A 9,139-nucleotide genomic window follows, 5' to 3' on the forward strand; every position below is an offset into this window, starting at 1 on the left:
ATCGCTTTCAGTGTAGAGAGTAAACTTTCAGGCTAAATCAGGTAAAATGGGGCTTCGCATTTGAGGAGCCTTTTGTTATATTAAGAATATCAAGGCTAAACCGTTTTCAGCGATCTGTAGAAGTGAACGGTTCGTTTTCTTTCCCAGACTGCATGGATCATGTCCAACACATATCCGAATCCTCCGCTCAAAGAGGCGGTATGCACGTTTGATTTCGGTGACACTTCAGAATGGGATCCAACATATCAGGGGTTAATCTATGCTGACCTGAAGTCTTCCTACCCGACTCGAAAAACGGCAACCACGTATGGGGTTCGACAGAGAGAAGACGAGAAAAAACCCTTGGTTGTCGAAGAGCCGCGGACACGCCTGTTCAGTGAAGACGAAAACAAGCTTATACAGATCGGTGAGCACTACCTATCTGTTCACCGCTTAGCCCCATACGATTCGTGGAATGCATTCCACAAGCGAATCGTGGAAGCGTATCAAGCATATATTGAAGTTGTCGGATCTACTCGTATTGACCGAATCCGGCTTTCTTACGTTAATGGAATTACCCTTCGTTCGGAAGATACGCTAAACGACTTCCTCAAGATAAGCATTAACTACGACGAGCCTCTATCTGCAGGAAGCCATGTTTTCTTCGCGGGCGTTGCGAAGTCACCTAACGAAGGAGACGTTTTGAACGTAGAGCTCAGTAATTCACGGAATGATGCCCAGGCCGAGGCAGAAATAAAGCTTGGGATTACCTATGCAAGTCCGACACTATCCCCCAACACAGGAACTGTTAGCCAATGGATTGATGAAGCGCATGATGCAATTGAGGAGCGATTTGAATCGCTGATCACCAATACTCTTCGAGAACGGTTTCACTAAAACCCTACCAGTAAGGAATAAAGCGTATGGAAGTCACTAAAGGCTTTACAAAACCGGGTAAACGTCTCAGGTTTGCTGGGCAAGCGTCTCCCCGCATCCTACAGGACCGTTTTTGGCAGTCCTCTGAAGAATACACATCCTCGGAGTATCTGGTGTCGGAATATACGTCTTTTGGGGATTCGATATACGTGCAGGTAAGCAATCAGGTTGATGCACTTGCAGGCACGTATGAGATCCTCAACAAAGACGCATTGCAAGCCTGGGCGCAAACACATCCTAATGCGCTTCTGGCATTACAAACAGTCCCCAAGGTCATCGCCATGCATTTTGCAGACGCTGATTTGCGCCTTGAGGTGAAAAGTGATCCAGAGGAGCCAAGTCCTCCTAAGCTTTATGTGCGAATTATGACGCCCATGCCGATTTCAGACGCGGTCGATGCATTCATGCGCGTAAACGAAACACTGGCTCCGCGTCTACGGAAAGCATCAGATGGGGATATAGTGTTAACTTACGATGTGGTGTCCTCCTGAGACTAACGCTCATTTCATTTTGTCTCCATCTCTTATGGCATTTGACTGGCACGCATATCTGGATCTTGCTGAGCAACTCACAATGGATGGAGCAAGCAAAGAGGCCGAGGCCAAGAACCGGGCGGCAGTGAGTCGGGCCTACTACGCCGTGTACAACATAGCACGGGATCATGCACCTGCACACGTAACAGAACGTGGAGGCTCCTCACACCGCCATTTAATTGACTATTTTGACAACAGCGGATATCAGAGTATTTCCAACTTGCTGGAATCAATGCGCAACCGACGCAACGACGCTGATTACGAAGGCGACAAGTATAGCATGCATCCCGGACAGTGGAAGATGGCGGCTGAAACAGCTACAACAGAGGCGCGAAAGACCCTCACGAAAATAAGCAACGAGCTTCCATAGAGGTACGTCTGCAAAGGCTTTCCGAAGCCCTCTGCCCCAAACTATCCATGGCTGGAGACCGCTCGCATCCCCAGCGCATAAGAAGCCAACCCGCTCACGCTTTTCCCAGTGTCAGGGTAGATCCCGGCTCGGGGGCCGGGATGACTACGGTGAGAGGATACTTCCATTTCTGGACGCGCTGTAGGCACGCTCAATGCACGTAACTCCCCGCGTTCATGTCGATGGTGCAGCCGGTGGCGTGGTCGGCGTGGCCGGAGAGCAAGAGCGCGACCATCGGCGCCAGGTCTTCGGGCTCGGTGAGGTCGTTCAGCGCCAGGTCATCGCGCACGATGCCGGGGCCGTACTCGTCGATGAAGTCCTGCGCCATGTCGGTGTGGGTGAAGCCGGGCGCAATCGTGAAGGCTTTTACGTTGTCGGACCCGGCGCCGCGGGCGATGGAGCGCATGAGGGCCACGAGTCCGGCTTTGGAGGCAGCGTAGCTCATGTAGTCGAGCGTGTCGCCACGAAAAGCCGCCCGCGAGGCGATGCCCACGATGCGTCCGCTGCCCTCTGTGCGAAAGTGATCGAGTGCGTGGCGGCAGAGCAGTTCGGGGGCGCGCAGGTTTACCTGCATGGTATCCTGCCAGTCGGCGTGCCAGGTGGCGGTGTCGGCATCCAGCGGCATGTGGCGGGCTACGCCGGCGTTGAGCACGAGTCCATCGACGCGCCCGTACGTGGCGGCGACGGCGTCGAAGAGCGCGTCGGTGGCGTCGAGGTCGGTGAGGTCGGCCTGGAAGAGGTGGGCCTCGGGGCCGCAGGCGTTGGCCACCTCCAGCGCGGCATCGGCGCTGCGCCCGTAGTGCACGGCTACGGCCGCCCCGGCGCGAGCGCACGTTTCTGCGATGGCTTTTCCGATGCCGCGACTGGCGCCGGTTACGAGAACGGTTTGTCCGGAAAGGTCGAGCATAGGGGGATGCGTGGGGGGCGTCTACAAAGCGAACGAGTCAACGCATCCAACAAACTGATTCTACCGGTGAGGTGCAACTGCTGCGCTACGCTGTATGCCGGTCGCGCAGCCGGTATCCGCCGTAGCCGAGTCCAGCCAGGAGCAGGTAGACGATGCCGGGGAGGGGGATGGGGGTCTCGTTATTTCCGCAGGATTTATTCTCGTCTCTGCACTGAAGCTTACCGTTATCCTGCTGACAGCAGACTTCGTCCGACCCACACTCCGAGCAACTATTGACCCTTCTGTTCATCATCGGCCCGTCCCCCACACGCTCAGCAGATCCTTTGTCACTGTCGCTTTCACCACCACTATTCTCATCATCAGAGTCATAGAAATCGCGAGCCCAGTCGGAGTCGCCGTAGGAGCGGTCGTCCTGTTCAACGCCCCACGGATCGCGGGTATTCCAGGGATCGTCGGTATTCCCTGCGTTGCGGTCCTCGTCTTGTTGGGGCGTGCCCCAGGTGCCGTAGGGGGATTCCTCGTCTTGCTGTTCCTCGGGCGTCTCAAACGGCAGGGCAATCGCATCAATCATTCCGACCTGCGAAAGAAGCGTTCAAAGGCTGATTTCGAGATCGCGCAGGAAAAACCTTATAGACGCAAATGCCTTGTATAGAGCCTCTGAACGGTTCGCGATTACTCATGCGATTGCCCTGTCTCAAACGGGTTGGTCCAGGCGGACTGGGCGGTGCCGGTCTGCGGAAGTCCAACAAGCAGACTCAGAAAGAAAAGCGCAAGATACGGAGCTTTCAGATATCGTGATAACATAGATGTTGCACTGATAGTCATAGAATAGCGGGCATAGCTTGGCTGTTTAGAGAGGGAGCCTGTCTTTTTAGGCATACACATATAGTAGTGGTATATCCTCCTAAGGATTCCTTCCCCGCTTACGTATGCCGCACATCGGGAGTTAATATTTGTTAAGATAATACATAAAAGTCAGAATAGCCTAACTGTTCGCATTAAAACCCGACGACAAAATCAAGATGGGTAGATACGCAGCTTTCTGTGTAAAAGACACACGTTGTGGAGTGTGGTGAGTCGGTATTTACTAAGGATAATCAGGATATGTCCACTTGCGTTCTATGTGCAACCACATGCACGATGCATGCCAGTGGAGAGCATGTCTTGAGCAGGAGCCTCATGGTAGTTTACGTAATCTTGCCCGTACGGCCTATGCGGCGTATCTACCCAGCGTCTTTTGTGGCATCCACGACACACAGCCGGGGCGTTGCCTCAAAAGACTACTTGCCCGACGGGTCATAGGTAATATCGCCCGGATCCAGATCGACCAGCTCCATGCTGCGGTTCCAGAGCTCGGCGGCGGCTTTTTCGTCGAAGGCGGCAATGGAGGGTGTGGTGCGGTCGGTGCCGTCAAAATAAGCGCCGGTTACGTCTTTGACCTCGTCGGAGGTAGCGAGGTGGAGCGGCCCCTCGGCCCCGGTTTCGGGCGAGCGAAAGAACCACTTTAGGCGGCGCACCAGCCACGAAAGCACGCCGGGCCCGCGCCAGATGTTGGTGGCCACCACCCCCGGATGCACGCAGTTCACCATAACACCGGTCGAATCCAGGCGGCGGGCTAGTTCATTCGTAAACAGCACCAGCGCCAGCTTCGACTGCATGTAGGCAGTGATGCCGGCATCGCCTTTCGTCATCGCATCGGGATTAAAATTGATAGCCCCCCGATGTGCATCAGAACCGACGTTTACGATGCGGGCCTCGCCCCTGGTCTGTGCTGTTCTAATGAGAAGCGGGAGCAGCAGATGTGAAAGCAGAAACGGGGCCAGGTAGTTGACTGCAAAGGTTTCCTCGATGCCTTCGGGATTGGTTTCGCGCGTTTCCTTGAGCACCCCCGCGTTGTTAATCAGCACATCGAGCCGATCGTGTTCATCTTTCAACGCCGTTGCCGCGTTGCGGAGGGCATCAAAATTGGTAAGGTCGGCCCCAACAGTGCTGGTAGCACTTGCGTGCGCATCTTCGCGGATCTCAGCTTCGGTCTCCTGGGCCACGGCCTGCGTGCGGCACCACAAGATGACATGGTAGCCGCGTTGAAGGAGGCCGCGGGCAGTGGCTTTGCCGATACCTGAACTGGCTCCGGTAACGAGAGCAACAGGCGTATCCATAACGAACCAGACAGGAGGAGAAGGAGCGGGTTACGCTTTGAGCGTCATCGCAGCGCGAAACGCATTCACGTTTTCGGCCACGGCATTCGATCCGCCAAAGATGGCGCTGCCGGCCACAAGCACATCGGCACCGGCCTGTACGAGGCTCTTCGCATTCGTGGGCTTCACGCCGCCATCCACCTGCAGGTAGGCATCCGACCCAATGGCGTTAAGCTGGCGGCGTAGCGTTCGGATGCGCGGGGTGCTCCGGTCAATGAACTGCTGCCCGCTAAACCCCGGGTTGACCGACATCACCAGCACCAGGTCAACCAGCGGCAGCACAGCATCGAGCGCAGCGAGGGGCGTCCCCGGATTCAGGGCCACCCCTGCCTGCATTCCCGCCTGGTTGATCTGCTGAATGACGCGATGCAGGTGTGTGCAGGCTTCCACATGAACAGTGCACACATCGGCTCCGGCCTGCGCAAACGTGTTGATGAAGCGGCCCGGATCGTCGATCATCAGATGCACATCAAGCGCGGCCTCATGCGCATCAGCAATCGGACGCATGGCCTGCACAATGCCCGGACCAATCGTCAGGTTGGGGACAAACTGGCCGTCCATGACGTCAAGGTGCAGCCAGTTGGCCCCTGCATCGAGTGCATCATTGGCTTGTGTATGAAGATGACCATAGTCGGCAGCGATAATGGAGGGCGCAATCAGGGCCATGGCGCAGCAGGTAGAGCAGGTGAAGGCAAGGACATACAAAGGCGTACATGAGCGGGGCACGCAGGGGGACGGGCAGGGTTCGCTATCTTTCCGTGAACCTGCGGGGGGCCTGCCTGCACGGAGGAACGCGCATCGTTATACTTACGGCAACACGACAGTACGCTGCTTCCTTAACCTTATTGCATATGTCTTTGTTTTCTCGGATCGCCACACGCACATCGCTCTCGCCCGATGCGCTGGTGTCTGTGCTTGCATCGCTTGCCGCAGGGGCCCTGGTTGCGCTTATGGTGCGCCTTAACGCCACGCTGGGCGTGCACATGGGCGTCGTTGCATCGAGCTGGATCGTGCACATAGCAGGTACGCTTTTTGGCGCGCTGCTCTGGGGCGCACGCGTTGTGCTGGACCCGGGTCGTTTGCACGCGGTCGACTGGCACCGCATTCCCTGGTATGCGTGGACAGGCGGCGTGCTGGGGGTAGCCATTGTGGCGCTGGCGAACGTGGTCGTGCCCGTGTTGGGGCTCGCGCTTACGCTGAGTGTGGTCATTGCCACAAGCCTTACCGTATCCGCTGTGGCAGATCACTTCGGCTGGTTCGGCCTTCCGGTGCAGCGCATGTCGTGGCGCCGCGCACTGGGCATCGTGTGCATCGTTGCAGGCGTGGTGTGCGTCACACTCGGATAAGGGATTCCCCCTTTCAGGAAGATCCAGCGGGAGGCCGAGCGCCTCGTGCATCCCCAACCAACTACCAACTCCCAAAAAGTACGCGCCGTATGGTCTGGATGCTCTTGCTTACTGTCGTTAACGGCTTGTGCGAGGCCAGCAGCCGCCTGGCCAATGCCGTGCTATCAATGACCACCGGCGCGCTGCTGGGATCTGGCATTAACCACCTGGTTGGCAGCCTTACCGCAAGCGTGCTGGTGGCGTTCGGCGTAGGCGTAACGGCGTGGGGCGTGCCCAACCTGGCCTGGTTCTATTTTACAGGCGGATGCATGGGCGTCCTGGTCGTAGCCGCCAACAACTACGCCGTGCCCCGTATTGGGGCCGTGCTGTGCAGCATGCTGCTCGTAGCCGCTCAGCTTATTGGCTCAGCGATACTCGACCACTACGGCGCACTGGGCGGCGTGGCCGTCCCTCTTAGTCCGCTGCGCCTGTTGGGCCTGACGCTGCTGCTGGGCGGTGCGTTGCTCACATTGCAGGGGCGACAGAAGCAGCAGGCGGATGCGTAGGGCGTTGCTCCGCCGGCAGCGATGCCTCATCTCCCCCAGCCAACTTACGCATTCCACAGATTCGCCATCGTGTAGGGACTGTCGCCTATTGTCCAGGCGCTGCCATCTACGTAGCGGCATCCACGGTCGAGCTTGGCAATCACCTGCATATCGGTCTCCGTCAGCTCCACCTTAGCAGCAGCCAGGTTCTCCTTGATATGGTTCTCACTCACCGACTTCGGAATCACCGCTGTGCCTCGGTGAAGGCCCCAGCTAATGAGCACCTGCGCCGGAGTGGCATCGTGCTCGTTCGCAATGGAGGCGATGGTCTCGTCCTCCAGCAGAATGGGCTCGTCGTCAGATTTCATGGCATCGGGACGATCCATCGACCCGAGCGGCGAATAGGCGGTGAGGTGGACATCATTTGCGTGGGCAAAGCTGAGCATCTCGGTCTGTTGCAGATACGGATGCAGCTCAATCTGATTCATCTCGGGGGCATAGCGCTCCGCATCTGCCAGCAGCGATCGCAGCTTGGGAATGCTAAAGTTGGACACTCCGATGTGGCGCGCCAGCCCGTCATCCACAAGGTCTTCCATGGCGGACCAGGTTTCGGCAAGCGGCTGCTCCTGCAGGCTGATGAGATCGTTGGGCGACTGCGGCATGCCTACGCCCGGCTTCTGCGCCACCGGCCAGTGGATCAAGTACAGGTCGATGGTGTCGAGTTGCAGGTCGCTAAGCGTTTCGTGTAGCGCCGGACGCACATTTTCGGGCGCGTGGGCATCATTCCAGAGCTTGGACGTCACCCAGATGTCTTCGCGATCTACCACGCCGCGCTCGAACGACTCGGTGAGCGCCCGCCCGACTTCGGCTTCGTTACCATAGATGAGCGCACAGTCGATGTGGCGGTACCCGGCTTGCAGCGCGATCTTGACAGCGTCATACACATCGCCGGGCGCCGACTTCCAGGTACCCAGTCCAAGAATGGGCATCTCGTCGCCGTTGCGGAAGGAGAGGGTTTCCATAGTGTCGAGAGCGTTAAGGAGAGAAACAGCGTGTGATGCCAGGTGTCCGTAGCTTGCGTTGCAACAGGGAGTTCCTTGTACGCCAGCGTGTCAGATGATTGTAACGACATGCCGCTACCTTGCTAATTTTTGCCTAATGCTCTGTCACACGTGATTCATAGGGTAATGCACGAACTCCTATTTTATAGTCATCCAGATCCTGAATCGAGTTCAGGACAGGCCAGGCGCCCCTGGCGCCGCTGATCCGGGATCTTTTGTGACCTTCCATGACAATCATTCGCCTAAGCTACCGAAACTTTGACCTGTGACCCAGCACTAAGAACCGGACAGAAATGAGTGGTCGGAATCCCTGCGTGGATCCTGAATCAAGTTCAGGATGACGTTTCGGGAGGCGGTGCTGGCGCGGTTGTTCAGGGGCACCACAGGCATGACTCTTCAGGTCCCTTCGCCCTGTCTTCAGGGCAATCGCATCTAATTTTTCATCCCGCCTGATCGTCGCTGAAGGACGTTTTCATTGACAGATGGTCCCAGATCAAACCGATCCAGAATCAGTGATTCCCCCCGAGAGCCTGTGAAGGCCGGTTCCCGGATTTTAATGCGATTGCCCTGACTTCACGAGAAGGCACAGGACTGCTGTCACTTGGGCCCGGTACTGAAGTTCAGGGTGCCCCCTCAAAACATGTACATTGAACTATCGCATTTGGTATTAGAACAGATCTCGCTCAAGGCCACTCAACTGGGAAGGTCACCGTAACGCTTCGACCGGATCAAATATAATATCCTGATTGGGAATAGAAATCGATTCCTAAGTACCTCTTTTTTGATCTTTTATGCAGTCCAAGGCACTGTCAGGAAGCCGATAAGGACAATTTCCGTCTTGCTCCTTTACCTTAAACTCGTGCATCAATTTAAGAAGACAAGAACGTTTGTTCACAAATTGTGACCACTGTGTCATTTCGACCACGTGCCAGCATCATAGGCTGAATAGAGATGCACGAGCCAACCCATAGTACCAAACGAAAAGCCCCATACGACTCCTGCAAGTACAAAGTGGATAACAGCAGCAGCGGGGCGCCCTTGAGCGAGTTGGCCAAGACCTGCTATGAGAAAACTGGCCAGTCCTGCGAGGACATTTTTTGTTAACCCTCCGCTGCTATTGCCTTCTGAGTGCGACTTTTCCCTCCCAATATTTCGCTGGTTCTGGGGTGTACTTCCGGATGACGGACTCGGTGTAGATTGGTTTTCTCTCGCAATGCGCCTCAAAGTTGGCGAGACGTGCCCGTTT

11 protein-coding genes are annotated in these 9,139 nt (G+C 56.3%); 5 read left to right on the forward strand and 6 right to left on the reverse strand.

Annotated features, from left to right (window positions below; all coding sequences use genetic code 11):
- Positions 1-159: 159 nt before the first annotated feature.
- From R6U20_RS10650 to R6U20_RS10660, 3 genes are read left to right on the forward strand one after another with little or no spacing between them, the layout of a single operon-like run.
- Positions 160-876: a TIGR04255 family protein gene (locus tag R6U20_RS10650; RefSeq protein ID WP_410337839.1), complete on the forward strand. Its 717-nt coding sequence runs from the start codon at positions 160-162 to the stop codon at positions 874-876.
- 26 nt (positions 877-902) lie between these two features.
- A complete protein-coding gene (locus R6U20_RS10655) occupies positions 903-1,406 on the forward strand; it encodes a hypothetical protein (protein ID WP_410337840.1) in 504 nt (167 codons plus the stop codon).
- Positions 1,407-1,425: 19 nt separating this feature from the next.
- The gene (locus R6U20_RS10660) at positions 1,426-1,818 is read left to right on the forward strand and encodes a hypothetical protein (protein WP_410337841.1); all 393 of its coding nucleotides are present in this window, start codon (positions 1,426-1,428) and stop codon (positions 1,816-1,818) included.
- A 190-nt stretch (positions 1,819-2,008) separates the two neighbouring features.
- Here the strand turns inward: R6U20_RS10660 and R6U20_RS10665 are convergent, their stop codons facing one another.
- The 5 genes from R6U20_RS10665 to rpe all read right to left on the reverse strand — a co-directional run bounded on the left by R6U20_RS10665 (position 2,009) and on the right by rpe (position 5,628).
- Positions 2,009-2,764, reverse strand: a complete 756-nt coding sequence (locus R6U20_RS10665; RefSeq protein ID WP_410337842.1) for an SDR family NAD(P)-dependent oxidoreductase — start codon at positions 2,762-2,764, stop codon at positions 2,009-2,011.
- Between the two features lie 85 nt (positions 2,765-2,849).
- Complete coding sequence (locus tag R6U20_RS10670) at positions 2,850-3,335, reverse strand: hypothetical protein (protein ID WP_410337843.1); 486 nt, start codon at positions 3,333-3,335, stop codon at positions 2,850-2,852.
- A gap of 101 nt (positions 3,336-3,436) precedes the next feature.
- Positions 3,437-3,568: a hypothetical protein gene (locus tag R6U20_RS10675; RefSeq protein ID WP_410337844.1), complete on the reverse strand. Its 132-nt coding sequence runs from the start codon at positions 3,566-3,568 to the stop codon at positions 3,437-3,439.
- Positions 3,569-4,044: 476 nt separating this feature from the next.
- Positions 4,045-4,923, reverse strand: a complete 879-nt coding sequence (locus R6U20_RS10680; RefSeq protein WP_410337845.1) for an SDR family oxidoreductase — start codon at positions 4,921-4,923, stop codon at positions 4,045-4,047.
- A 30-nt stretch (positions 4,924-4,953) separates the two neighbouring features.
- The gene (gene rpe, locus R6U20_RS10685; RefSeq protein WP_410337846.1) at positions 4,954-5,628 is read right to left on the reverse strand and encodes a ribulose-phosphate 3-epimerase; all 675 of its coding nucleotides are present in this window, start codon (positions 5,626-5,628) and stop codon (positions 4,954-4,956) included.
- A gap of 185 nt (positions 5,629-5,813) precedes the next feature.
- Between rpe and R6U20_RS10690 the strand changes: the two genes are divergently transcribed.
- Both R6U20_RS10690 and R6U20_RS10695 read left to right on the forward strand, forming a co-directional pair.
- A complete protein-coding gene (locus R6U20_RS10690; RefSeq protein ID WP_410337847.1) occupies positions 5,814-6,308 on the forward strand; it encodes a DMT family transporter in 495 nt (164 codons plus the stop codon).
- An 89-nt stretch (positions 6,309-6,397) separates the two neighbouring features.
- Positions 6,398-6,853, forward strand: coding sequence for a DMT family transporter (locus tag R6U20_RS10695; protein WP_410337848.1), 456 nt, complete (start codon positions 6,398-6,400; stop codon positions 6,851-6,853).
- Between the two features lie 44 nt (positions 6,854-6,897).
- On the opposite strand, the gene R6U20_RS10700 is transcribed toward R6U20_RS10695, so the two are convergent.
- Complete coding sequence (locus R6U20_RS10700; protein WP_410337849.1) at positions 6,898-7,854, reverse strand: aldo/keto reductase; 957 nt, start codon at positions 7,852-7,854, stop codon at positions 6,898-6,900.
- Positions 7,855-9,139 lie beyond the last annotated feature (1,285 nt).

It is taken from the genome of Longimonas sp., from assembly GCF_046498435.1.
In the GTDB taxonomy this organism is placed as follows: domain Bacteria; phylum Bacteroidota; class Rhodothermia; order Rhodothermales; family Salinibacteraceae; genus Longimonas.